Source organism: Pseudomonas sp. PNPG3 (genome assembly GCF_023093815.1).
GTDB lineage: Bacteria > Pseudomonadota > Gammaproteobacteria > Pseudomonadales > Pseudomonadaceae > Aquipseudomonas > Aquipseudomonas asiatica.
The window spans coordinates 50,858-74,009 of sequence record NZ_JALLKV010000021.1 but is presented as its reverse complement, the minus strand read 5'-3'; the positions used below and the strand labels follow the sequence as shown (position 1 = coordinate 74,009).

The following is a 23,152-nucleotide window of genomic DNA, read 5'->3' as shown; positions in this document are numbered from 1 at the left end:
ATTCGCGGGTAAACCCGCTCCCACAGGGCTCTCTATTAGCCCTAAGTCAAATTCCGGGCAAAAAAAACCCCGGACTTCGTATGGGGAGGGGGAAGTTCGGGGTCCAAGTCCGGACCGCTAGGGCGGGGTCCAGATATCTGCCAACACTTAACACAACATAGGAGCATCGAAAGGCTTCACCAGCCATTCAGTTACTCTGAGTTCCGTTTCACCGGTTTAGTTCCAGAGCCCTGAAAACTATTTGCGATAGTTTCATGAAACTTCAGCACCGCTGGCACTGAGCAGTGCCGGATCCGCATCGCTACAACACGGATCCTACACAGCTTTCCCCACCCGATCAGTGAGCTTCGTCCCAATTCGCACCAATTCCTGCCTCGACCAGCAGCGGCACATCCAGTTTCGCGGCCTTGCTCATGTGCTGGCGAATTTCATCTTTCACCAGCTCCACCAGGTCCTCGCGCACTTCCAGCACCAGTTCGTCGTGCACCTGCAGGATCACCCGGGCATCCAGCCCGCTCTCGCTCAGCCAGTTATCCACATTGACCATGGCCCGCTTGATGATGTCGGCCGCAGTGCCCTGCATCGGGGCGTTGATCGCCGTGCGCTCGGCGCCTTTGCGCAGGGCCGGGTTCTTGGCATTGATATCCGGCAGGTACAGGCGGCGGCCGAACAGGGTTTCTACAAAGCCTTGCTCCGCCGCCTGGGCGCGGGTGCGCTCCATGTACGCCAACACGCCCGGATAGCGGGCGAAGTAGCGGTCGATGTAATCCTGCGACTGCTTGCGGTCGACGCCGATCTGCTTGGCCAGGCCAAAGGCGCTCATGCCGTAGATCAGGCCGAAGTTGATGGCCTTGGCACTGCGGCGCTGATCGGTGGTGACGTCTTCCAAGGCTACGCCGAATACTTCCGCCGCCGTGGCGCGGTGCACGTCCAGGTTGTTGCGGAAGGCATGCAGCAAGCCTTCGTCCTTGGCCAGGTGGGCCATGATGCGCAACTCGATCTGCGAGTAGTCCGCCGCCAGCAGCTTGTAACCCGGGCTGGCAACGAAAGCCTGGCGGATGCGCCGGCCTTCGGCAGTACGGATCGGGATGTTCTGCAGGTTCGGGTCGCTGGATGACAGTCGACCGGTGGCCGCCACCGCCTGCTGGTATGAGGTGTGGATACGCCCGGTGCGCGGGTTGATCTGCCCCGGCAGCTTGTCGGTGTAGGTGCTCTTGAGCTTGCTCAGGCTGCGGTACTGCATCAGTACCTCCGGCAGCGGGTAGCCTTGCTCGGCCAGTTCGTCGAGCACCGCTTCTGCCGTGGATGGCTGGCCCTTGGTGGTCTTGCTTAGCACCGGCATGCCCAGCTTGTCGTATAGGATCGCGCCCAGTTGCTTGGGCGAGCCGAGGTTGAACTCCTCACCGGCCAGCTCATAGGCGCGCTGCTCGAGCTCGGCCATCTTTAGCCCCAGCTCACCGCTCTGCACCTGCAGCAACGCGGCATCGACCAGCGCCCCCTGGCGCTCGATCTTGGCCAGCACCGGCACCAGCGGCATCTCGATGTCCATCAGCACCGGCTGCACGCTCGGCGTCTGCGCCAGGCGCGCCTGCAGCGCCTGGTGCAGGCGCAGGGTGATGTCGGCGTCTTCGGCAGCGTAGGGGCCGGCCTTGTCAAGGTGGATCTGGTTGAAGGTCAGCTGCTTGGCGCCCTTGCCGGCGATATCCTCGAAGGCAATGGTGGTATGGTCGAGGTACTTCTGCGCCAGGCTGTCCATGTCGTGACGGGTGGCGGTGGAGTTCAGCACGTACGACTCGAGCATGGTGTCGTAGGCAACGCCGCGCATTTCGATGGCGGGCGAGCCATTGGCAAGGATGTTGATATCGTACTTGGCGTTCTGCCCGACCTTGGCCTTGCCCGGGTCTTCCAGCAGTGGCTTCAGCGCCAGCAGCACGGCAGTGCGGTCCAACTGGGCCGGCGCGCCTTCATAGTCGTGAGCCAGCGGCACATAGGCCGCTTCGTGCGGTTCAACGGCGAACGACAGGCCGACCAGCTGGGCCTGCTGAGCGTCCAGGCCGGTGGTCTCGGTGTCGAAAGCGAACAATGGCGCCTGGCGCAGCTTCTCCAGCCAGAAGTCGAAACGGGCCTGATCGAGAATGGTTTCGTACCTGGGCTCGACCTTGGCCACCTGCTCCGCGACCGGCGCGATTTCGTCACCGGCCTTGGCAGCGTCACGCTGCACCTCGGCGATCCAGCTCTTGAATTCCATCTCGGTGTACAGCGCCAGCAACGCGTCGCGATCAGGTTCGCCGCACACCAGGGCATCTACTTCGATATCCAGCGGCACATCGACCTTGATGGTAGCCAGCTCATAGGACAGGAACGCCGCGTCGCGGTGCTCTTCCAGCTTGGCCGGCAGGGTCTTGGCACCGCGAATGGCCAGCGTCGGGACCTTGTCCAGATTGGCATACAGGTCGCTGAGACCGCCGCCGATACCGGTCAGCAGGCCCACCGCGGTTTTTTCGCCCACGCCCGGCACTCCGGGGATGTTGTCGACCTTGTCGCCCATCAGCGCCAGGAAGTCGATGATATGTTCCGGCCCGACGCCAAATTTCTCGTGCACGCCAGCCACGTCCAGCACGCTTCCGGTCATGGTGTTGACCAAGGTAATGTGCCCGTCCACCAGCTGCGCCATATCCTTGTCACCGGTCGAGATGATCACCGGGCGGTCCAACGCGGCGCTGCTGCGCGCCAGGGTGCCGATCACGTCGTCGGCCTCGACCCCCTCGACGCACAGCAGCGGGTAGCCCAGCGCCTTGACGCTGGCGTGCAGCGGCTCGATCTGTACCCGCAGGTCGTCAGGCATGCTCGGGCGGTTTGCCTTGTATTCAGCGAACATGGCATCGCGGAAGGTGCCACCCTTGGCGTCGAACACCACCGCGAACAGGCTGTCGGGGTATTGCTTGCGCAGGCTCTTGAGCATGTTCAGCACCCCCTTCACCGCGCCGGTCGGCATGCCTTTGGAGGTAGTCAACGGCGGCAGCGCGTGGAAGGCGCGGTACAGGTAGGAGGAACCGTCCACCAGGACGAGGGGCGCTTGGCTCATGAGCAGAATCAACCTTTTCGACGGGTCCGGCGCTAGAATAGCCAGAATCATTGACGACAAAGGGACAAGGTTATCATGCGTACACTCAATCGCCTGTTACTGCTCGGTCTGTTGGCCACCATGCCTGTCGTCACCCTGGCGGCGGACGACGCCCCCTCGGCCGATCCCGAGGTGACCATTCGCACGGAAGGCGACAAAACCATCCAGGAGTACCGGCAGAACGGGTTCCTGTATGCGATCAAGATCACGCCGAAAAACGGCAAGCCTTATTTCCTGGTACGCGCCGATGGCTCTGATGGCAATTTCATTCGTTCCGACCAGCCGGACATGCTGATTCCGTCCTGGAAGATCTTCGAGTGGTAATCTGACGCGCACCGTTCACATCAACCCGGCACTTCCCGGCGGAAGTGCCCGTATGGGCAAATTTTCATCATGTCAGTCTTCACCCCCGTGACCCGGCCTGAGCTGGAAACCTTTCTGGCGCCGTACGCGCTGGGTCGTCTGCTCGATTTCCAGGGCATCGCCGCCGGCACCGAGAACAGCAATTTCTTCGTCAGCCTCGAACAGGGGGAGTTCGTCCTGACGCTGATCGAGCGCGGGCCCAGCGAGGACATGCCGTTCTTCATCGAGCTGCTGGACACTTTGCACGCAGCCGACATGCCGGTGCCCTATGCAATACGCGACCGCGACGGCAATGGCCTGCGCGAGCTGTGCGGCAAGCCGGCGCTGCTGCAGCCACGGCTGTCGGGCAAGCACATCAAGGCACCGAACGCCCAGCACTGCGCCCAAGTCGGCGAGCTGCTGGCGCACATTCACCTGGCTACCCGCGAGCACATCATCGAGCGCCGCACCGACCGCGGCCTGGACTGGATGCTGGCTTCGGGTGCCGAGTTGCTGCCGCGCCTTACCGCCGAGCAAGCCGCGCTGCTGCAACCGGCTCTGGATGAAATCAGTGCGCACAAGGCACAGATCCTGGCCCTGCCACGGGCAAACCTGCATGCCGACCTGTTCCGCGACAACGTGATGTTCGAAGGCACCCACCTGACCGGTGTGATCGACTTCTACAACGCTTGTTCCGGGCCGATGCTGTATGACATTGCCATCACCGTGAACGACTGGTGCCTGGATGAACACGGCGCGATCGATGTGCCACGCGCCCAGGCGTTGCTGGCGGCCTATGCGGCGCTGCGGCCGTTCACCGCGGCCGAAGCTGAGCTGTGGCCGGAGATGTTGCGGGTAGGCTGCGTGCGCTTCTGGCTGTCGCGCCTGATTGCAGCGGAATCGTTTGCCGGAATGGATGTGATGATCCACGACCCGAGCGAGTTCGAAGTGCGTTTGGCGCAGCGCCAGCAGGTGGCTTTGCACCTGCCGTTCGCCCTCTAGAGCGTGTCTGCTTCTTCGCGGGTAAACCCGCTCCCACACAGGCGTGAGGCTGGCGCTATCCCTGTGGGAGCGGGTTTACCCGCGAAGAGGCCGGTACAGGCTTACAACTGTTCCAGGCACCCAACCAGGTCGCCACCCAGCTTCTCCAGCAAGCGCTCATAGCCCTTGCCATCCACCGGGTCGGTACCGCCCAAGGCATCCAGCTCGGCCAGGCGCACCGGCAGCCCGGCGGTCAAGGTCTCGGCTAGCCGGGGCCGCAGCGGCGGTTCGCTGAACACACAGGTCTTGCCCACTTCCTGCAGACGCTTGCGCATGGCTGCCACGTGCTGCGCACCCGGCTGCACCTCGGACGCTACGCTGAACACCCCGGTGTGCTTCAGGCCATACTCGGCCTCGAAATAGTCGAATGCTTCGTGGAACACGAAGTACGGCTTGCCGGCAATCCCGGCCACCCGCGCCTTGATCCGCTTATCCAATGCGTCCAGGCGTTCGTCGAAGGCCTTGAGGTTGCTCTGGTAGCGCACCGTATTGGCTGGATCGATCTGCGCCAGGTCATCCGCCATCTTCGCTGCAATTACACGCGCATTGACTGACGATAGCCACAGGTGAGCATCCAGGCTGCCCGGGCGGTGGTCGTGGTCATGGTCATCGTGGTCTTCTTCCTCATGGGAATGGCTGTCCTCGCCAAAATGCCGAAGCTTCATGCCCGGTAGCGCCTGCACGGCCACAGTGGGCTTGCTGCGATTGCCCAGTACCCGCGGCAGGAAGCCCTCCATGTCCGGGCCGATCCAGTACAGCAGGTCGGCATCGCCTACCCGCCGTACGTCGGACGGGCGCAGCGCGTAGTGGTGTGGCGAAGCCCCCGGAGGCAGCAATACCTCAGGGGTGCCAACACCGTCCTGCACGGCAGCGGCAATCTGCTGCAGGGGTTTGATACTGGTCAGCACGCGCACGTCGGCCTGGGCGGAAAATGCGATGAAAGCGACAAAAAGGACTAGGAATCGGGACACGGTGAATACTCGAGTCGTCAGAAACAGGTAACATAATAACGTCTCCATCCAGAACCGTCGCTGCCCATGTCCATCACGCCGCTGGCCAACCGTCCTCACGATCATTCCCATTGCGTACACAGCGCATTGGCTGAAGCCGACGCCTTGTGCACCCGCCAGGGCCTGCGCCTGACCGCGCTGCGCCGTCGAGTGCTGGAACTGGTGTGGCAAAGCCACAAGCCGCTGGGCGCCTACGATATCCTCGCCGTGCTCAGTGAGCAGGACGGCCGCCGAGCCGCGCCCCCCACGGTGTACCGTGCGCTGGACTTCCTGCTGGAAAACGGCCTGGTCCACCGCATCGCCTCGCTCAACGCATTCATCGGCTGCAGCCACCCGGAACACCTGCACCAGGGCCAGTTCCTGATCTGCCGGGCCTGCCATGTGGCAATCGAACTGGAACAGGACAGCATCAGCGAAGCCATCATCAGCAGCGCCAAGGGCGTGGGCTTCGCGGTCGAGACCCAGACGGTGGAAGTGGTCGGCCTTTGCAGCAATTGCCGGAGCGCGGCATGAGCGATGCACTGATCCGCCTGGAGCAGGTCGGTGTCACCTTCGGTGGCGAGGCGGTGCTCGACAGCATCGACCTGTCAGTCTCACCTGGCCAGATCGTCACGCTGATCGGCCCCAACGGCGCGGGCAAGACCACCCTGGTGCGCGCCGTGCTCGGCCTGCTCAAGCCGCACCGCGGCAAGGTATGGCGCAAGCCGAAACTGCGCATTGGCTACATGCCGCAAAAGATCCAGGTCGATGCCACGCTGCCGCTGTCGGTACTGCGCTTCTTGCGCCTGGTGCCCGGTGTAGACCGCGCGGCAGCCTTGTCGGCGTTGCAGGAAGTGGGTGCGGAGCAGGTGATCGACAGCCCAATCCAGACCATTTCCGGCGGCGAGATGCAGCGCGTGCTGCTGGCCCGCGCCCTGCTGCGCGAACCCCAGCTGCTGGTGCTCGACGAGCCGGTGCAGGGCGTAGACGTGGTCGGCCAGACCGAGCTGTACAACCTCATTACCCGCCTGCGCGACCGCCACGGCTGCGGCGTGCTGATGGTTTCCCACGACTTGCACCTGGTGATGAGCGCCACCGACCAGGTGGTGTGCCTGAACCGCCACGTGTGCTGCTCGGGCCACCCCGAGCAGGTAAGCGGCGACCCGGCATTCGTCGAGCTGTTCGGCCAGACCGCCGCACCCAGCCTGGCCATCTACCACCACCATCACGACCACAGCCACGACCTGCACGGCTCGGTGGTCACCCCTGGCACCCATGTTCACGGAGCGCACTGCAAGCATGGCTGATTTTCTTCTCTACGCCCTGCTTGCCGGTTTGTCCCTGGCACTGGTGGCCGGCCCACTGGGCTCCTTCGTGGTATGGCGGCGCATGGCCTATTTTGGCGATACCCTGTCCCACGCCGCCCTGCTCGGCGTGGCCCTGGGCTTTGCCATGGACGTCAGCCCGGCGCTGGCGGTAACCGTGGGCTGCCTGTTGCTGGCGATCTTGCTGGTGACCTTGCAGCAACGCCAGCCGCTGGCCTCCGACACCCTGCTCGGCATACTCGCCCCCAGCACATTGTCGCTGGGCCTGGTGGTGCTGAGCTTCATGCATGATGTACGCATCGACCTGATGGCCTACCTGTTCGGCGACCTGCTGGCCATCAGCACCACCGACCTGGCCTGGATCCTCGGCGGCAGCGCGCTGGTGTTGCTGCTGCTCGCTGCGCTGTGGCGGCCGTTGCTGGCAGTCACCGTGCACGAAGAGCTGGCCATGGTCGAAGGCCTGCCGGTGGCCGGGCTGCGCATGGCGCTGATGCTGCTGATCGCGGTGGTGATTGCCGTGGCCATGAAGATCGTCGGCGTGCTGCTGATCACCTCGCTGCTGATCATTCCTGCCGCTGCGGCGCAACGTCACGCCCGCTCTCCCGAGCAGATGGCCCTGGGCGCCAGCCTGCTGGGCGTGACCGCGGTATGCGGCGGCCTGGCCATGTCCTGGTTCAAGGACACCCCCGCAGGCCCATCGATCGTGGTATGCGCGGCGGTGCTATTCTTGCTGAGCCTGGCCCTGCCAAAACGCTGAAAAACAGGGCGCGTGAAGGCGCGCCCTGCAACCTTTTCGCACGTAAAGGGTCTGTAAGACTTGTTTTCGAGCGTGCGCACCTGGGTGTAGACTTGCTCGCTTTTTGCGCAAATAGAGAGTCGCAGGAATGAAGCCGTTCGCCTCCCGTTATCTGCTTGTTGCCGCGTTTTCCCTGTTCCTGGCTGCGTGTTCCAGCGCGCCGGTCGAACAGGCCACCGCACCTGCCCAAGCCGATGCCTGGCAGCAGTTGCAACAGAACATCGCCAGCAACGAGCTGGCCACCGCCGAAGACCAGCTGGCAGCCCTGCAGGCCCAGGCGCCGGACGACGCGCGCCTGGAGCAATACCAGCGCCAGCTTGCCGAAGCCTACCTGCAACGCAGCCAGATCTTCCTGCAGAAGGGTGATGTGAACGCTGCCGCCACCGCCCTGGCCCGTGCCCGCGCGCTGATGCCGCAGGCCCCGGCAGTGACTGGTGGCGATACCGTGACCCAGGCGCGCAAAGCCGAGCTGGAGAAGGCTGAAGCGGCGTTGAAAGCGGCCGAGGCCAAGCCCAAGGCGCGCATCATCGATCCGGCTGCACCGAGCACCGTCGTGGCCTTGAAGACTACCGACAGCCGCGCCATGCGTCGCCAGCTGGATGACATTGCCGCCGATGTGGTGAGCTATCAATGCGACGTGGTGTTCCAGGTGCCGCGTACCGAAGATGCGCCTTGGCTGAAGACCTTGCTGGAGAAACGCGTGCGCAAGATCGACAGCGGGTTCGAGCTGAAGCAGAAGCACGAGATTCAGCGGGCGTTGCCGGCGCAGGTGGTTCTGGTTCCGCATCAGCGTTAAGAATCTGGGGGCGCTGCGCGCCCCTTTCGTGACACAAGGCCGCTCCTACAAGGGAATGCGATCTCCTGTAGGAGCGGCCTTGTGTCGCGATGGGGTGCAAAGCAGCCCCTTAGGCAGGCACAGCCTCCGCAGCCGCCTCCCGCTCCCACACCCGATGCCCCTCTACCGCTTTGACGAAGGCATCCACGGTCTTTTGCTCGTCCCCCAGCAGCAACCCCTTGTCTTCTTTCAGCCCCAAGCTGCCCAAAAGCTCTTTGGTCACCACCATCGCCTTCAGGTGTTTGTAGCCCTCCAGCAGGAAGTGCTTGGCCAAACCACTGCCTGCCAGCGCATCGGTCGAGGCCTTGCCCGCTGGCACAACAATCCCGTCAAACATGATCGAGGGCATCCCTTCCATGGAGGCATCCACCGGCAGTTGCTTACCGTCCGCGGCCATCACCGGTGCCGAGGTCGGCCCAAGCAGCATCGGCCGGGCACTGTGCGCCTCCAGAGCCTTGACCAGCTTGTCCACGCTGGCAGCGTCTACGCCATCTGCCACCAGCACGGCAATCTTGCGCCCCTTGATGCCAACCGAGCCCGGGTGGTTCATCTGGCTCAGGGCAGGCGACTGCGCAAGCTGGCTTCCCTTCACTTGCACAGTGCCTGCGCTCGGTGCAGGCAAACCGAGGTTGGCAGCAACCGCAGCCGCCAGCTTCAGGTCGATATTGGCGAGAATCTCATTCACTTCCCGAGCACGGATCGTCTCCCGCTCCACCTTGCCCAGCTCAAAGCTGTAAGCCTTGATGATGTGCTGCTGCTCGGTCGGGCTCATGCTCTGGAAGAACAACCGCGCCTGCGAGAAATGGTCGCTGAACGAATCGCTGCGCTGGCGGATCTTGTGCGCATCGATACGCTCCTGGTAGCTCTCGAAGCCGCCATCCTGCGCCGCTGGTGGCGTTTCCTTCGGCCAGCCACCGTCGATGGAATTGGGCTCGTAGGATGCGCGACCCTTGTGCACCAGATGCTGATGCAAGGCGTCACGCTGGTTGTTGTGGTTAGGAGCGACGGGGCGGTTGATCGGGATCTGGTGGAAGTTGGGCCCGCCGAGGCGGCTAAGCTGCGTGTCGGTGTAGGAGAACAGCCGTCCCTGCAACAAAGGGTCGTTGGTAAAGTCGATGCCAGGCACGATATGAGCCGGGCAGAACGCCACCTGCTCCACTTCGGCAAAGAAGTTGTCCGGGTTGCGATTCAGGACCATCTTGCCCAAAGGTGTAACCGGCACCAGTTCTTCCGGGATTATCTTGGTCGGGTCCAGCAGGTCGAAATCGAATTTGTGCTCGTCGGCTTCCGGCACGATCTGCACACCCAGTTCCCATTCAGGGTAATCACCCGTCTCGATAGCCTCCCACAGGTCGCGACGCTGGAAATCAGCATCCTTGCCTGCCAGCTTCTGCGCTTCGTCCCATAGCAAGGAGTGCACACCCTGGCGCGGTTTCCAGTGGAATTTGACGAAACTGGCTACGCCCTGGGCGTTGATCAGGCGGAACGTATGCACCCCGAACCCTTCCATCATCCGCAAGCTGCGCGGGATAGCGCGGTCCGACATAGCCCACATGACCATATGGGCCGACTCCGGTACCAGCGAGACGAAATCCCAAAAGGTGTCATGGGCCGAAGCGCCGGTCGGGATCTCGTTGTGCGGCTCCGGCTTTACGGCGTGGACGAAATCCGGGAATTTGATCGCATCCTGGATGAAGAACACCGGCATGTTGTTGCCCACCAGGTCGAAGTTGCCCTCGTCGGTGTAGAACTTCACAGCAAAGCCCCTCACGTCACGCACGGTGTCGGCTGAGCCGCGCGGGCCTTGTACCGTGGAAAATCGCACGAAGACGGGCGTGACTTTCTCCGGGTCCTGCAGGAAGCCGGCTTTGGTCAGCTCGGCGTGGTTGCCATAGCTCTGGAAATAGCCATGCGCCCCTGTTCCTCGCGCATGCACGATGCGCTCAGGAATGCGCTCGTGGTCAAAGTGCGTGATCTTCTCTCGCATGATGAAATCTTCGAGCAACGAGGGGCCTCGATCACCCGCCTTGAGCGTGTTCTGGTTGTCAGCGATGCGCACCCCCTGGTTGGTACGCAACGCTTTGCCTGTGGCATCGCTTCGGTCAGCCTCCAGGCTCTGCAACTTGGCGTTGGTATTGGCCCGGTCCGGGGTCTGGGTGCCAGCGGCCTCGCTGTGCTTTGGCGCGTCCGTGTTCTTGCTGGGCATGATCGGCTCTCCTCGTCAGTCTTAAGGCATACCCGTTTCGGGCTGTGTGCAAGTAGTGACCGGAAGGCTTTGCCGAGCGTTCAATCAGGATTACCGGTTGTCGCGATATGCCCGAAGGATTGGTGCATTACGAAATAAATGCTAAGAACAGCTATGGGAAAAGGCTAAAATGCGCGACCCCAGCTAACCGCTGACCCAAATTCCATGCGCCCCACAAGGTTCGCTACGTGATCGAGTTCCAACAGGTACACAAGACCTACCGCGTCGCCGGTAGGGAAATCCCCGCACTGAATCCGACCAGCCTGACCATCGAAGATGGCCAGGTGTTCGGCCTGATCGGCCATTCCGGCGCCGGCAAGAGCACCATGCTGCGCCTGATCAACCGCCTGGAAGAGCCTTCCGGCGGCAAGATCATCGTCGACGGCGAAGACGTTACCGCGTTCAACGCGAGCCAGCTGCGCGGTTTCCGTCAGCAGGTCGGGATGATTTTCCAGCACTTCAACCTGCTGGCCTCCAAGACTGTCGCCGACAACGTCGCCTTGCCACTGACCCTGGCCGGCGAGCTGTCGCGCAGCGAAATTGACAAGCGCGTGACCGAGCTGCTGGCCCGCGTCGGCCTTTCCGACCACGCCAGAAAGTACCCGGCGCAGCTGTCCGGTGGCCAGAAGCAGCGCGTCGGCATCGCCCGCGCCCTGTCCACCAACCCGAAGATCCTGCTGTGCGACGAGGCCACCAGCGCCCTCGACCCGCAAACCACCGCCTCGGTCCTGCAATTGCTGGCCGAAATCAACCGTGAGCTGAAGCTGACCATCGTGCTGATCACGCACGAAATGGACGTGATCCGCCGGGTCTGCGACCGCGTGGCAGTGATGGACGCCGGCCAGATCGTCGAGCAGGGCTCGGTGGCCGAGGTGTTCCTGCACCCGCAGCACCCCACCACCAAGCGCTTCGTCCAGGAAGACGAGCAGGTTGACGAAGGCGAGCAGCGTGACGACTTCGCCCACGTGCCGGGCCGTATCGTGCGCCTGACCTTCCAGGGCGACGCCACCTATGCGCCGCTGCTGGGCACCGTGGCCCGCGAAACCGGTGTGGACTACAGCATCCTCGCCGGGCGTATCGACCGCATCAAGGATGTCCCCTATGGCCAGCTCACCCTCGCCCTGATCGGCGGTGACATGGAAGCGGCGTTCGCCCGCTTCAAGGCAGCTGACGTACATATGGAGGTACTGCGTTGATGGACGCCCTGAATTTCTTTGCCAACGTCGACTGGGCCGAAATCTGGCTGGCCAGCGTCGACACCATGATCATGCTGTTCGGCTCGCTGTTCTTCACCGTGCTGCTCGGCCTGCCGCTGGGCGTGCTGCTGTTCCTCTGCGGGCCAAAGCAGATGTTCGAGCAGAAGGGTGTGTATGCGCTGCTGTCGCTGATCGTCAACATCCTGCGCTCGCTGCCGTTCATCATCCTGCTGATCGTTATGATCCCGATCACAGTGCTGATCACAGGCACTTCCCTGGGCGTCGCCGGCGCCATTCCGCCGCTGGTGGTGGGTGCCACGCCGTTCTTCGCGCGCCTTGTGGAAACCGCCCTGCGTGAAGTGGACCGCGGCATCATCGAAGCCACCCAGTCGATGGGCGCCACCACCCGCCAGATCATCACCAGCGCACTGCTGCCGGAGGCTCGCCCGGGCATCTTCGCCGCCATTACCGTGACCGCCATCACCCTGGTTTCGTACACCGCCATGGCTGGTGTGGTCGGTGCCGGCGGCCTGGGCGACCTGGCCATCCGCTTCGGCTACCAGCGTTTCCAGACCGACGTGATGGTCGTCACAGTGGTACTGTTGCTGGTACTGGTTCAAGTCCTGCAGAGCGTGGGCGACAAACTGGTCGTGCATTTTTCCCGTAAGTAACCCCAATGGGGTCGGCCCGGCCGACCCGTTCGGGGGCCGTCGCGGCCCTCACAAGGAGTGATCAATGAAGAAGCTGCTTGCTGTTGTCGCCGCTGTCGCGGCCTTCTCGGCCCACGCCGAGTCCCTGACCGTTGCCGCTACCCCGGTTCCGCACGCCGAGATCCTCAACTTCGTCAAACCTGTTCTGGCGAAAGAGGGCGTGGAGCTGAAGGTCAAGGAATTCACCGACTACATCCAGCCGAACGTGCAGGTGGCGGAAAAGCGCCTGGACGCCAACTTCTTCCAGCACCAGCCGTACCTGGATGAGTTCAACAAGGCCAAGGGTACCAACTTGGTGAGCGTTGCCGGCGTGCACATCGAGCCGCTGGGCGTGTACTCGACCAAGATCAAGAAGCTGGACGAGCTGTCCTCCGGCGCCACCGTGGTCATCCCCAACGACGCCACCAACGGCGGCCGCGCGCTGCTGCTGCTGGACAAGGCCGGTGTGATCAAGCTGAAGGACAACAAGAACATCCTGTCCACCGTGAAGGATGTTGCCGAGAACCCGAAAAGCCTGAAGTTCCGTGAGCTGGAAGCGGCCACCATCCCGCGCGTGCTGACCCAGGTCGATGCTGCCCTGATCAACACCAACTACGCGCTGGAAGCCAAGCTGAACCCGGAAAAAGACGCCCTGGTCATCGAAGGCAGCGACTCGCCTTACGTGAACATCCTGGTTGCCCGCCCGGACAACAAGGACTCGGACGCCATGAAAAAGCTGGCTGCTGCGCTGCACTCGCCTGAGGTGAAGCAGTTCATCAACGAGAAGTACAAAGGCGCTGTGGTTCCGGCGTTCTAAGCCGTCACATCGCGCTGGACTCTTCGCGGGTAAACCCGCTCCCACAGGGATAGCGCAAGGCTCACGGCCTACGCTGTACCTGTGGGAGCGGGTTTACCCGCGAAGCTTTTGGGGCTAACTCAATCCCGCTTCACGAGCCCGGGCAACTGCGCCACCAGCTTCTGGTTGTTGAACGGCGCCCGAATGAACCCGCGCTGACGCCCATCCGGCCCCACAACCGCCAGGTTGCCGCTGTGATCCACGGTATACCCCGGCTTGCTGGTATCGGCCGGAATGAACGGAATGCTCAAGGCATTGGCCAGCTTCTGGGTATCCTCGATCGACCCCGCCACCCCGACGAAATCCTTGTCGAAATAACCCAGGTACTGCTTCAGCTGGTTCGGCGTGTCGCGGTTCGGGTCAACGCTCACCAGCACCACCTGCAGCCGGTCGACGGCCTCCTTGGGCAGCTCGCTCTTCACCTGGCGCAGCTGGGCCAGGGTGGTCGGGCAGATGTCCGGGCAGTAGGTGTAGCCGAAGAACAGCAATGACCATTTGCCCTTCAGGTCATCCAGTTGCACCGGCTGGCCGTCCTGGTTGGTCATGGTCACGTCGGCCACGGTACGGCTCTGCGGCAGCAGGATGATGCCGGCATCGATCAGCTCGGTGGGGTTGGGCTGGTCGCGGCCATTGAGCACCTTGTTGACGGTCAGGCCCAGGATCAACGCGACCAGGGCAACGAGGATGAAGACGGTTTTCTGGGTTCGGGTCATAGGTTCAGCAACAGGTAGTGGTCGAGGAGCAACGCGATGAACAGCGCGAACAGGTAGCCGATAGAGTACTTGAAGGTGCCGATCGCTGCGTGCGGCCGGCTGCCACGGTACAACACCCATGCCCATTGCAGGAAGCGCAGGCCCAGTACAAGGGCACAGGCCAGGTACAGCGGGCCGCTCATGTGGATGGCGTACGGCAGCAGGCTCACCGCCAGCAATACCAGGGTTTACAGCAGGATATGCAGCTTGGTGTAGCGCTCGCCGTGGGTCACCGGCAGCATCGGGATATCGGCCTTGGCGTATTCCTCCTTGCGGTGGATCGCCAGAGCCCAGAAGTGGGGTGGTGTCCAGGCGAAGATGATCAGCACCAGCAGCAGGGGCTCGGCGCTGACATGCCCACTGACCGCCACCCAGCCCAGCAACGGCGGGGCGGCGCCAGCCAAGCCGCCGATGACGATATTCTGTGGCGTAGCGCGCTTGAGAAAACCGGTGTAGAGCACCGCATAACCGAGCAGGGAAGCCAGTGTCAGCCAGGCGGTGAGGGCGTTGGTGAACACCAGCAGCAGGGCCATGCCAAGTAGCGCCAGCGCCAGGGCGAACAGCAGCGCCGGCAGCGGCTCGACCCGGCCCTGGGCAAGCGGCCGTTTGTGGGTACGCGCCATCAGCGCGTCAATACGTCGGTCCACCACATGATTGACCACCGCCGCGCCGCCTGCACAAAAGCCGATGCCCAAGTTGCCGAACAGCAGCACGCTCCAGCTGACACCCGCACGGGTGGCAAGGAACATGCCCGCCAGCGAGGTGATCAGCATCAGCACCACCACCTTGGGCTTGGTCAGCTCCAGGTAGTCACGCCAACTGGCCCTCTGTGCGCTCAGAAGCGTCGCCACGAATCATTCCTCATGTGGTGGGAGATGCCCACGCCAGCCACGGGCCGCAGGCGCCAGCCATGGCCGACACCCACGCGAACCTTGTCGACCACGCGGATGCGGTAGTTCACCAGCACCATGCTCAACAGCAACAGCGCCCCACCAGCGTTGTGCGCCACGGCCACGGCCAGCGGCAGGTGCAGCAGCACATTGCTGATGCCCAGGCCGACTTGCATCACCAGCGCCAGCAGCACCAGCCGCGCCAGGCCAGGGAGGCCGCAGCGGTGCAGCTTCCAGCTGAGCATCAGCAGCACGCAGGTCACCAGCAGTGCACCCAGGCGGTGGCTGATGTGGATGGCCGTGCGCGCATCACTGTCCAGTTGCCCACCCAGGTAATTGGGCCCGACGTGCTGGGTCAGATGGAACCCGTTGCTGAAGTCCGCCGCCGGCCACCACTGGCCGTGGCAGGTGGGCAGGTCGATGCAGGCGACGGCCGCGTAGTTGGCACTGACCCAGCCGCCCAGGGCGATCTGGCCGATCACCACCAGCAAGGCCAGCGCGGCGATCCGGCGCAGGCTCAATGGCAGCTTTGGCAAAGGCGCAAAGGCCCGGGACAGACGCAGGGACAACAGGAACAACAAACTCAGGGTAGTGAAGCCGCCGAGTAGATGCGCGGTGACCACCTGTGGCCACAGCTTGAGGGTGACCGTCCACATGCCGAAGGCTGCCTGGGCCAGCACCACGCCCAGCAGCAGCAAGGGCAGGCGGTAAGGCTGGCCATCGCGGGCATGCCGGCGCAGCGCCTGCAAGGCGAGCAGGGCGATCACCATCGCCAGGGTGCCGGCGAAGTAGCGGTGGACCATCTCGGCCCAGCCCTTGGCGGCTTCCACCGGATGTTCGGGGAAATGCAGCTCGGCATGAGCCAGCTGCGCTTCGCTCTTGGGCACGCTGATGAAGCCGTAGCAACCCGGCCAGTCTGGGCAGCCGAGGCCGGCGTGGGTCAGGCGGGTATAGGCACCGAGCAGGACGACCAGCAGTGCCAGCAAGGTGGCGAACACAGCAAGGCGGAATCCGGGTCTGGCCATGGCAGGCTCCTAGCCGATGTTGGACAGCTTGAGCAGGTGGCGCAGGTCGTCCAGCACATGCTTGCCGTTGACCTTGGCGTCGTAGCGCAGCACCAGGTTGCCGTGTGGGTCGACGATCCACAGCTGCGGGCCGGTCTCGCCGACCTTTTGCAGGTAGCGTTGCGCATCCAGCGGGTAACGCTGCAACTGTGGGTATTCGCGGCCGAGCAACGCCTGGTAATCGGCACTTGCCGGCTGGGCGGCCGCCAGGGCATGGCTGGCACGGCTGGCATCACGGCCCAGGCCGACCTGGATCTGCCGGGCCAGGTACACCAGCCGCTGGCAATCCTCGGCACAGGCTGTGGGTGTGCTCACCAGCAGCTGCCAGCGCTCGTCCTGGCCCGCCACGCCGAGATCGGAAAGGCTCTCACCGTTGCCGATCATCACGCCGTGGTAGCTGCGGCCGTCCGGCACCCAGAACTTGAGCTTGTACATGCTGGTGGCCAGAACCATCGGCCCGAGCACCACCAGCAGAATCAGCAGCAGCTGCAAACGCCCGCGGGCTCTGGGTTTGCTGCGTTCAGGCACTTCCAGTGGAGTGGCGGTGGCCATGGCGTTTCTCCTTGTTGTGGTGCCAGCCGAAGTAGAGGTAGAGCAGTACCAAAGTGGTTGCCAGGGCAAACCATTGCACGGCGTAACCCAGGTGTTTTTCCGAGCCCATGGCAACGACTGGCCAGTCCAGGCGATAGGTCGCCGGGCCGGGTTCCAGGCGCAGCTCATGGGCGAAGCCATCGCGATCGAGCTGTTGCCATAGCTGCGCGGCATCCACGGCAGTCAGCAGGTGCGGCCACTGGCCGCCTGCAGGGTCGGGGTGCAGCTGGAACGTGCTACCAGGCGCGACATACACCGAAGCGTCCAGCGCCAACGCCTGGGCAGGGGTATCGAAATGCACCGGCACGCGGCGGTCCGGCCAGGGCAGCCAGCCGCGGTTGACCAGCAGCCACACGCCGCTGGCCTGATCATGGAAGGGTTGCAGCAGTTCGACACCGGCCTGGCCGTCACGCATGCGGTTGTCCAGAAGCAAGCTGTGCTCGGCGTCGAAGCGGCCATAGAGATGCACGCGGCGGAAGGCATTGTCCTGGTTCGCTGTCAGCTGGGCCATGGCCACTGGCGCTTCGACCCGCCGCTCGGCATAGGCGGCCAGCAGCACGCGCTTTTCCTCGGCACGGCCGAGTTGCCAGCAGCCAAGCGCGATCAGCCCCGGCAGCAGCGCAAGCACCACCAGGGTTGGTACCCAGCCCGGACGAAACGGCCTCATCGGAGCCTCGTCGGGCCGATCGCTATACTTATCCACATCACCGCATCCCCCCGGAGTATCGCCATGCTCAAGGCCGCGATTGTCCTGATGCTGTTGGCCACGATTGCCAGCCTGTTCAGCGGCCTGGTGTTTCTGGTCAAGGACGATGAAAACTCGACCCGTTTGCTGAAGGCACTGACCGTGCGGGTGACCCTGGCGGCCCTCACCATCGGCCTGGTGGCCTGGGGCTTCATCAGCGGTCAGCTGGTCTCACACGCCCCCTTCTGAAGTTTTCACCTGACCCTGTGGGAGCGGGCATGCCCGCGAATGCGATGTTGAATGTACCGACGCATTCGCGGGCGCGCCCGCTCCCACAGGGTTCTCTATTCACAACACATAGACAAAGATGAACAACCCCACCCACACCACATCGACGAAGTGCCAGTACCAACTGGCCGCCTCGAAACCAAAGTGTTTCTCCGGGTTGAAATGCCCGCGCAAGATGCGCACGAACATCACGATCAGGATGATCGTGCCCAAGGTCACGTGGGCGCCGTGGAAGCCGGTGAGCATGAAGAACGTCGCGCCGTAGATACCCGACCCCAGCGTCAGCCCCAGCTTGGTATAGGCCTCGTGGTACTCGTAGGCCTGCAACGCGATGAAGCTGGCGCCCAGGACGATGGTCAGCGCCATCCAGAATTTCAGCGGGCCACGGTGGCCGCGACGCAGGGCATGGTGGGCGATGGTGATGGTCACGCTGGAGCTGACCAGCAAGATGGTGTTGATCAGCGGCAGGTGCCACGGGTCGATCACTTCCTTGGGCGGCGGGAACAGTTTTGGGTCGGGCGTGTGCAGCAGCGGCCAGGTGAATTCGAAGGTCGGCCACAACATGTGCGCAACACCCTTGGCCCCTTCACCGCCCAGCCACGGCCCGGCCAGCACGCGCACGTAGAACAGCGCACCGAAGAAGGCCAGGAAAAACATCACCTCGGAGAAAATGAACCAGCTCATGCCCCAGCGGAACGAGCGGTCCAGTTGCGGGCTGTACAGCCCCGCGCGGCTCTCCCGCACCACCGAACCGAACCAGCCGAACAGCATGTAGGCCAGGAACAACGCACCGATGAAGAAGATCAGCGGCCCGTGCGACTCGGGGTGGCCGGCCTTCATGTCGTTGAACCAGGTACCCAGGCCGAACACCGTGATGAACATGCCGATGGTGGCGATGATCGGCCACTTGCTCTGCGCCGGAACGTAGTAGTGCTCATGACTTGCCATTGCTGTTCTCCTTCCCTTAACGGGCGCCCTGGACGTCCTGGGCCGCGACATGCGCGACCGGCGGGTGGCGAGCGGTGATGTCGAACAAGGTGTAGGCCAGTGTCAGGTGCTTCACGCTGGCCGGCAGGTCGCGGTCGACGATGAAGCGCACCGGCATCTCGATGCGTTCGCCGGGCTGCAGCACCTGCTGGGTGAAGCAGAAGCACTCGGTCTTGTGGAAGTACGCCGCAGCCTCGGCCGGGGTGATGCTGGGGATGGCTTGCGCACTCATCGGCCGGTCGGTCGGGTTATGGGCGACGAAGATCATCTGGTTCACCGCACCCGGGTTGACCTCCAACTGGTCGGCGGTGGAGTAGAAGTCCCAGACCATGTCGCTGGCATTGGTCGACATGAACTGCACCCGCACCGAACGCGTCGGGTCGCTGACCTGGCTGCCTTCGTACTGCCCTCCGGTCTTGCCGTTGATGCCGAAGGCCTTGCACATCACGTCATAGATAGGCACCAGGGCGAAGCCGAAGGCGAACATCACCACCGTCAGCATCAACAGGCGCAACACCAGACGTTTCAGCGAAAGGCCGTTCATGGCACGGTTCCTATTTCACTTCCGGTGGCGTCTGGAAGGTGTGGTAGGGCGCAGGCGAAGGGATCGACCACTCCAGGCCCTCGGCGCCATCCCATGGCTTGGCCGGTGCCGGCGCGCCGCCGCGGATGCACTTGATGACGATGAACAGGAAGAAGATCTGCGTAGCGCCGAACATGAACGCGCCGATCGACGACACCATGTTGAAGTCGGCGAACTGCAGGTTGTAGTCGGGGATTCGCCGTGGCATGCCGGCCAGCCCCACGAAGTGCATAGGGAAGAAGGCCATGTTCATGCCGATGAACGATAGCCAGAAGTGCAGCTTGCCGAGGGTTTCGTCATACATGTGGCCGGTCCATTTCGGCAGCCAGTAGTAGGCCGAGGCGAAGATGCCGAAGATAGCCCCAGGCACCAGCACATAATGGAAATGCGCCACCACGAAGTAGGTGTCGTGGTACTGGAAGTCCGCTGGAGCGATGGCAAGCATCAGCCCGCTGAATCCGCCGATGGTGAACAGGATGACAAAGGCGATGGCGAACAGCATCGGCGTTTCGAAGGTCAGCGAGCCTTCCCACATGGTGCTGACCCAGTTGAACACCTTCACCCCGGTAGGCACGGCGATCAGCATGGTGGCGTACATGAAGAACAGCTCGCCGACCACCGGAATACCGACAACGAACATGTGGTGGGCCCAGACGATGAACGACAGGAAGGCGATGGCGCCGGTGGCGTACACCATCGAGGTGTAGCCGAACAGCGGCTTGCGCGAGAACGCCGGGATGATCGAGCTGACCGCGCCGAAGGCCGGCAGGATCATGATGTACACCTCGGGGTGGCCGAAGAACCAGAACACGTGCTGGAACAGCACCGGGTCACCACCGCCGGCGGCACTGAAGAAGCTGGTACCAAAGTGGATGTCCATCAGCATCATGGTGACGACGCCGGCCAGCACCGGCATCACCGCAATCAGCAGGAATGCGGTAATCAGCCAGGTCCAGACGAACAGTGGCATCTTCATCAGGGTCATGCCCGGGGCGCGCAGGTTGAGGATGGTGGCGATCACGTTGATCGCGCCCATGATCGAACTGATGCCCATCAGGTGGATGGCAAAGATGAAGAAGGTGACGCTGGCCGGCGCGTAGGTGGTGGACAGCGGGGCGTAGAAGGTCCAGCCGAAGTTGGGCCCGCCGCCCGGGCTGAACAGGGTCGAGACCAGCAGCAGGAAAGCTGCCGGCAGCAGCCAGAAGCTGAAGTTGTTCATCCGCGGCAAAGCCATGTCGGGCGCGCCGATCATCAGCGGGATCATCCAGTTGGCCAGGCCGACGAAGGCCGGCATCACCGCACCGAACACCATGATCAGGCCGTGCATGGTGGTCATCTGGTTGAAGAACTCCGGCTGGACGATCTGCAGGCCAGGCTGGAACAGCTCGGCGCGGATCACCATGGCGAACGAGCCGCCGAGCAGGAACATGATGAAGCTGAACCACAGGTACATCGTGCCGATGTCCTTGTGGTTGGTGGTCAGCACCCAGCGCATCAGGCCCTTGGCCGGGCCGTGCGCATGGTCATGGCCGTGGGCGTGGTCGTCGATCACTGCACTCATGTCCTGTCTCCTGCAATCCATTGATTGCCACGAGTAACCCGGTTCATTGCGCTTCTGCCTGCTTCAGCGCCAGCACGTCCTTCGGCGTGACCATGTCACCCTTGTTGTTGCCCCAGGCGTTGCGCTCGTAGGTGACCACGGCGGCGATGTCGACTTCCGAGAGCTGCTTGCCGAACGCGGCCATGGCAGTGCCGGGCTTGCCGTGGAAGACGATGCCCAGGTGGGCTTCCTTCGGCCCGGTGGCGATCTTCGAGCCCTTGAGCGCAGGGAACATCGGCGGCAGGCCCTGGCCTTCGGCCTGGTGACAGGCCACGCAGGTGGTGTGGTAGACCTTGTCACCACGTTCCACCAGTTCTTCCAGGGTCCATTCCTTGCTGGTCAGCTCCTTGAGCTTGGCAGCTTCAGCCTTGCGCTCGCCCAGCCAGGTGTCGTAGTCGGCCTTGGACTTGACCTCGACCACCACCGGCATGAAACCGTGGTCCTTGCCGCACAGCTCGGTGCACTGGCCGCGGTAGATGCCGGGCTTCTCGATACGGGTCCAGGCTTCGTTGACGAAGCCGGGGATGGCATCACGCTTGACCGCGAAGGCCGGCACCCACCAGGAGTGGATGACATCGGCAGCGGTTACCAGGAAGCGCACCTTGGCGCCAACCGGCAGCACCAGCGGCTGGTCGACTTCGAGCAGGTAGTGCTCGTCCTTGGGTGCCTTGTTGTGGATCTGCTCAGTGGGGGTGGCCAGGTTACTGAAGAACTCCACGTCCTGGCCAAGGTATTTGTAGTGCCACTTCCACTGGTAGCCGGTAACCTGGATATCGATGTCCGACTCGCTGGCATCGTAGATGTCGATCAGGGTCTTGGTGGCCGGGATGGCCATGGCCACCAGGATCAGGAAGGGGACCACGGTCCAGAGGATTTCCACCCAGGTGTGCTCGTGGAAATGCGCAGCCTGCTGGCCGGTGGAACGGCGGTGGATGACCATGGACCAGAACATCGCGCCAAAGACAACGATGCCGATGATCACGCAGATCCAGAAGATGGTCATGTGCAGGTCGAAGACGGCGTTGGAGACTTCCGTCGCGCCTGGGTGCATGTTCACGGTCCAGGCGGCGTTGGCCTGACCAAAAACCGACCACAACAGGAGGCCCATCCAGACATGTGGATGTCGCATCATTGCGGGTTCCCCTTCTCGTTCTTGTAGTCCCGGAGGCGTGGCCTGCGGCAAGAGGGAACGGTGGTCAAGACTACCTGGCTTCGACGACCGAGCCCCTGCTAAAAGCAGTCGGGCCTCATCAACGAATCACGTTCACCGGGAGTATAGACAGCGACCAACGGCACGCAACGAAGCCCGTGAAATGAACTTCATGAAATGGCTGAATGGCCTGAAAACCGCGCGCTTGACACGGCATGGCACAATAATGGCTTTTCGATATGCCTGAGCATGCACACGTTTGCGCGAACTTATAACAAATGCGTCTTAGGTATTCTGTATACCGAGCTAATTTAGTGTCTTCCGTTTGAAACGTAATGTCCCTGGAGTTGTCATGAACATCGCTGCTGTACGCGAGCAGGTAAGCCAAGCCCATCAACACGAAGGCCAGACCGGCCAACTGAAAAAGCGTCTCGAGCTGCAACTGCCCCACCTGCACCCCTCGATCCAACTGCCTGAGCAGGACGCCCAGGGTACTTTGGCGCGCTTCGTCAGCGCCTACATCGACCAGGTTCCGGAACTGCTGGAGGCCGCCCATGAGGTCGCCCGCGAGGCCGGGATCGAATCGCAGATCAAACCTGTACTGAAAATCGCCGAAGCCTACTTCCTGCAGCCGCCCAGCCTGATGCAAGGGCATATGGGCCTGGACTGCCTGCTGGATGAGGCCTACCTGGCGCACCGCCTGGTGGAAGAGGTGAACGACCTGTACATCCGTCACTTCCAGCAACCGTTGATCCCGGTCGACACCACCGTCGCCAACCTAATTGCCCACCAGTTGATTGGCGAGACGTTTGCCAACCAGCTGGATGAAGTGGTGCACCACTCGGTGGATGAAATGTTGAACGACGAAAGCTTCGCGGTGGAGTCGGTGGAGGCCTACCGCGAGAAATTGAGCAGTCCGGAAACGGGCGCGGCGTGGAAGCGCTGGCCGTGCCTGTCGCGGCAGTTGGGGGTGGAGCTGGGCCAGCCGGCCTGATATTCCTGTCCCGGCCTCTTCGCGGGTAAACCCGCTCCCACAGGTACTCCACAGGGTTCATAGCCTGTGCAGTACCTGTGGGAGCGGGTTTACCCGCGAAGAGGCCAGTTCAGGCGATACAGACTTTCAG

22 protein-coding genes and 1 pseudogene are annotated in these 23,152 nt (G+C 62.9%); 11 read left to right on the top strand and 12 right to left on the bottom strand.

Features of this window, described 5'->3' with window-relative positions:
* Positions 1-337: 337 nt before the first annotated feature.
* On the bottom strand, positions 338-3,085 hold the full coding sequence (gene polA / locus MJ643_RS15695) for a DNA polymerase I (RefSeq protein ID WP_024087955.1): 2,748 nt from the start codon (positions 3,083-3,085) through the stop codon (positions 338-340).
* Positions 3,086-3,160: 75 nt separating this feature from the next.
* On the opposite strand from polA, the gene MJ643_RS15690 reads away from it, so the two are divergent.
* On the top strand, positions 3,161-3,448 hold the full coding sequence (locus MJ643_RS15690; protein WP_013970316.1) for a DUF2782 domain-containing protein: 288 nt from the start codon (positions 3,161-3,163) through the stop codon (positions 3,446-3,448).
* Between the two features lie 69 nt (positions 3,449-3,517).
* The gene (locus tag MJ643_RS15685) at positions 3,518-4,468 is read left to right on the top strand and encodes a homoserine kinase (RefSeq protein WP_024087954.1); all 951 of its coding nucleotides are present in this window, start codon (positions 3,518-3,520) and stop codon (positions 4,466-4,468) included.
* A gap of 101 nt (positions 4,469-4,569) precedes the next feature.
* Here the strand turns inward: MJ643_RS15685 and MJ643_RS15680 are convergent, their stop codons facing one another.
* A complete protein-coding gene (locus tag MJ643_RS15680; RefSeq protein ID WP_044039948.1) occupies positions 4,570-5,526 on the bottom strand; it encodes a zinc ABC transporter substrate-binding protein in 957 nt (318 codons plus the stop codon).
* Positions 5,527-5,544: 18 nt separating this feature from the next.
* On the opposite strand from MJ643_RS15680, the gene zur reads away from it, so the two are divergent.
* The 4 genes from zur (at position 5,545) to MJ643_RS15660 (ending at position 8,413) form a co-directional block, all read left to right on the top strand.
* On the top strand, positions 5,545-6,030 hold the full coding sequence (zur, locus tag MJ643_RS15675) for a zinc uptake transcriptional repressor Zur (protein WP_013970312.1): 486 nt from the start codon (positions 5,545-5,547) through the stop codon (positions 6,028-6,030).
* Positions 6,027-6,803, top strand: coding sequence for a zinc ABC transporter ATP-binding protein ZnuC (znuC, locus tag MJ643_RS15670; protein ID WP_013970311.1), 777 nt, complete (start codon positions 6,027-6,029; stop codon positions 6,801-6,803). The genes zur and znuC overlap by 4 nt, the downstream gene beginning before the upstream one ends.
* Entirely contained in the window at positions 6,796-7,578 is a 783-nt protein-coding gene (gene znuB, locus MJ643_RS15665) for a zinc ABC transporter permease subunit ZnuB (RefSeq protein WP_013970310.1), read from the top strand. Before znuC ends, znuB begins: the two co-directional genes overlap by 8 nt.
* 127 nt (positions 7,579-7,705) lie before the next feature.
* A complete protein-coding gene (locus MJ643_RS15660) occupies positions 7,706-8,413 on the top strand; it encodes a PA5502 family lipoprotein (protein ID WP_013970309.1) in 708 nt (235 codons plus the stop codon).
* Positions 8,414-8,522: 109 nt separating this feature from the next.
* Here MJ643_RS15660 and katE read toward each other — a convergent pair whose 3' ends face one another.
* Positions 8,523-10,658 (bottom strand): catalase HPII, encoded by a 2,136-nt coding sequence (gene katE, locus MJ643_RS15655; RefSeq protein WP_047595913.1) that lies wholly within the window; start codon positions 10,656-10,658, stop codon positions 8,523-8,525.
* Between the two features lie 227 nt (positions 10,659-10,885).
* Between katE and MJ643_RS15650 the strand changes: the two genes are divergently transcribed.
* The 3 genes from MJ643_RS15650 to MJ643_RS15640 all read left to right on the top strand — a co-directional run bounded on the left by MJ643_RS15650 (position 10,886) and on the right by MJ643_RS15640 (position 13,399).
* The gene (locus MJ643_RS15650) at positions 10,886-11,893 is read left to right on the top strand and encodes a methionine ABC transporter ATP-binding protein (protein ID WP_003256960.1); all 1,008 of its coding nucleotides are present in this window, start codon (positions 10,886-10,888) and stop codon (positions 11,891-11,893) included.
* Positions 11,893-12,564, top strand: coding sequence for a methionine ABC transporter permease (locus MJ643_RS15645; RefSeq protein ID WP_013970307.1), 672 nt, complete (start codon positions 11,893-11,895; stop codon positions 12,562-12,564). Before MJ643_RS15650 ends, MJ643_RS15645 begins: the two co-directional genes overlap by 1 nt.
* Before the next feature lie 64 nt (positions 12,565-12,628).
* Positions 12,629-13,399: a MetQ/NlpA family ABC transporter substrate-binding protein gene (locus MJ643_RS15640; protein ID WP_013970306.1), complete on the top strand. Its 771-nt coding sequence runs from the start codon at positions 12,629-12,631 to the stop codon at positions 13,397-13,399.
* 119 nt (positions 13,400-13,518) lie between these two features.
* On the opposite strand, the gene MJ643_RS15635 is transcribed toward MJ643_RS15640, so the two are convergent.
* The 5 genes and pseudogenes from MJ643_RS15635 to MJ643_RS15615 form a co-directional block, all read right to left on the bottom strand.
* Complete coding sequence (locus MJ643_RS15635; protein WP_013970305.1) at positions 13,519-14,151, bottom strand: SCO family protein; 633 nt, start codon at positions 14,149-14,151, stop codon at positions 13,519-13,521.
* Positions 14,148-15,041 (bottom strand): annotated as a pseudogene (cyoE, locus tag MJ643_RS15630) (heme o synthase). The gene MJ643_RS15635 and the pseudogene cyoE overlap by 4 nt, the downstream one beginning before the upstream one ends.
* Positions 15,026-16,105, bottom strand: a complete 1,080-nt coding sequence (locus MJ643_RS15625) for a COX15/CtaA family protein (RefSeq protein WP_023660932.1) — start codon at positions 16,103-16,105, stop codon at positions 15,026-15,028. The pseudogene cyoE and the gene MJ643_RS15625 overlap by 16 nt, the downstream one beginning before the upstream one ends.
* Positions 16,106-16,114: 9 nt before the next feature.
* Positions 16,115-16,696: a hypothetical protein gene (locus MJ643_RS15620; protein WP_023660931.1), complete on the bottom strand. Its 582-nt coding sequence runs from the start codon at positions 16,694-16,696 to the stop codon at positions 16,115-16,117.
* Complete coding sequence (locus MJ643_RS15615; protein ID WP_024087951.1) at positions 16,665-17,402, bottom strand: SURF1 family protein; 738 nt, start codon at positions 17,400-17,402, stop codon at positions 16,665-16,667. The genes MJ643_RS15620 and MJ643_RS15615 overlap by 32 nt, the downstream gene beginning before the upstream one ends.
* A 63-nt stretch (positions 17,403-17,465) precedes the next feature.
* Between MJ643_RS15615 and MJ643_RS15610 the strand changes: the two genes are divergently transcribed.
* Positions 17,466-17,669, top strand: a complete 204-nt coding sequence (locus MJ643_RS15610; RefSeq protein WP_003258925.1) for a twin transmembrane helix small protein — start codon at positions 17,466-17,468, stop codon at positions 17,667-17,669.
* Between the two features lie 99 nt (positions 17,670-17,768).
* Here MJ643_RS15610 and MJ643_RS15605 read toward each other — a convergent pair whose 3' ends face one another.
* The 4 genes from MJ643_RS15605 to coxB are packed head-to-tail and all read right to left on the bottom strand — an operon-like array spanning position 17,769 to position 22,010.
* Complete coding sequence (locus MJ643_RS15605; RefSeq protein WP_003258926.1) at positions 17,769-18,656, bottom strand: cytochrome c oxidase subunit 3; 888 nt, start codon at positions 18,654-18,656, stop codon at positions 17,769-17,771.
* Positions 18,657-18,672: 16 nt separating this feature from the next.
* Positions 18,673-19,239, bottom strand: coding sequence for a cytochrome c oxidase assembly protein (locus MJ643_RS15600; protein WP_013970301.1), 567 nt, complete (start codon positions 19,237-19,239; stop codon positions 18,673-18,675).
* Positions 19,240-19,249: 10 nt separating this feature from the next.
* Entirely contained in the window at positions 19,250-20,839 is a 1,590-nt protein-coding gene (ctaD, locus tag MJ643_RS15595) for a cytochrome c oxidase subunit I (RefSeq protein WP_013970300.1), read from the bottom strand.
* A gap of 43 nt (positions 20,840-20,882) precedes the next feature.
* Complete coding sequence (gene coxB, locus MJ643_RS15590) at positions 20,883-22,010, bottom strand: cytochrome c oxidase subunit II (protein WP_015268462.1); 1,128 nt, start codon at positions 22,008-22,010, stop codon at positions 20,883-20,885.
* Between the two features lie 370 nt (positions 22,011-22,380).
* Between coxB and MJ643_RS15585 the strand changes: the two genes are divergently transcribed.
* Positions 22,381-23,022, top strand: a complete 642-nt coding sequence (locus MJ643_RS15585) for a hypothetical protein (RefSeq protein WP_013970297.1) — start codon at positions 22,381-22,383, stop codon at positions 23,020-23,022.
* Positions 23,023-23,152: the final 130 nt, after the last annotated feature.

Excerpts from the sequence above, each read along its gene's own strand:
- polA (WP_024087955.1), bottom strand. The coding sequence starts at position 3,085 with ATGAGCCAAGCGCCCCTCGTCCTGGTGGACGGTTCCTCCTACCTGTAC.
- MJ643_RS15690 (WP_013970316.1), top strand. The coding sequence starts at position 3,161 with ATGCGTACACTCAATCGCCTGTTACTGCTCGGTCTGTTGGCCACCATG.
- MJ643_RS15685 (WP_024087954.1), top strand. The coding sequence starts at position 3,518 with ATGTCAGTCTTCACCCCCGTGACCCGGCCTGAGCTGGAAACCTTTCTG.
- MJ643_RS15680 (WP_044039948.1), bottom strand. The coding sequence starts at position 5,526 with ATGGAGACGTTATTATGTTACCTGTTTCTGACGACTCGAGTATTCACC.
- zur (WP_013970312.1), top strand. The coding sequence starts at position 5,545 with ATGTCCATCACGCCGCTGGCCAACCGTCCTCACGATCATTCCCATTGC.
- znuC (WP_013970311.1), top strand. The coding sequence starts at position 6,027 with ATGAGCGATGCACTGATCCGCCTGGAGCAGGTCGGTGTCACCTTCGGT.
- znuB (WP_013970310.1), top strand. The coding sequence starts at position 6,796 with ATGGCTGATTTTCTTCTCTACGCCCTGCTTGCCGGTTTGTCCCTGGCA.
- MJ643_RS15660 (WP_013970309.1), top strand. The coding sequence starts at position 7,706 with ATGAAGCCGTTCGCCTCCCGTTATCTGCTTGTTGCCGCGTTTTCCCTG.
- katE (WP_047595913.1), bottom strand. The coding sequence starts at position 10,658 with ATGCCCAGCAAGAACACGGACGCGCCAAAGCACAGCGAGGCCGCTGGC.
- MJ643_RS15645 (WP_013970307.1), top strand. The coding sequence starts at position 11,893 with ATGGACGCCCTGAATTTCTTTGCCAACGTCGACTGGGCCGAAATCTGG.
- MJ643_RS15640 (WP_013970306.1), top strand. The coding sequence starts at position 12,629 with ATGAAGAAGCTGCTTGCTGTTGTCGCCGCTGTCGCGGCCTTCTCGGCC.
- MJ643_RS15635 (WP_013970305.1), bottom strand. The coding sequence starts at position 14,151 with ATGACCCGAACCCAGAAAACCGTCTTCATCCTCGTTGCCCTGGTCGCG.
- MJ643_RS15625 (WP_023660932.1), bottom strand. The coding sequence starts at position 16,105 with ATGGCCAGACCCGGATTCCGCCTTGCTGTGTTCGCCACCTTGCTGGCA.
- MJ643_RS15620 (WP_023660931.1), bottom strand. The coding sequence starts at position 16,696 with ATGGCCACCGCCACTCCACTGGAAGTGCCTGAACGCAGCAAACCCAGA.
- MJ643_RS15615 (WP_024087951.1), bottom strand. The coding sequence starts at position 17,402 with ATGAGGCCGTTTCGTCCGGGCTGGGTACCAACCCTGGTGGTGCTTGCG.
- MJ643_RS15610 (WP_003258925.1), top strand. The coding sequence starts at position 17,466 with ATGCTCAAGGCCGCGATTGTCCTGATGCTGTTGGCCACGATTGCCAGC.
- MJ643_RS15605 (WP_003258926.1), bottom strand. The coding sequence starts at position 18,656 with ATGGCAAGTCATGAGCACTACTACGTTCCGGCGCAGAGCAAGTGGCCG.
- MJ643_RS15600 (WP_013970301.1), bottom strand. The coding sequence starts at position 19,239 with ATGAACGGCCTTTCGCTGAAACGTCTGGTGTTGCGCCTGTTGATGCTG.
- ctaD (WP_013970300.1), bottom strand. The coding sequence starts at position 20,839 with ATGAGTGCAGTGATCGACGACCACGCCCACGGCCATGACCATGCGCAC.
- coxB (WP_015268462.1), bottom strand. The coding sequence starts at position 22,010 with ATGATGCGACATCCACATGTCTGGATGGGCCTCCTGTTGTGGTCGGTT.
- MJ643_RS15585 (WP_013970297.1), top strand. The coding sequence starts at position 22,381 with ATGAACATCGCTGCTGTACGCGAGCAGGTAAGCCAAGCCCATCAACAC.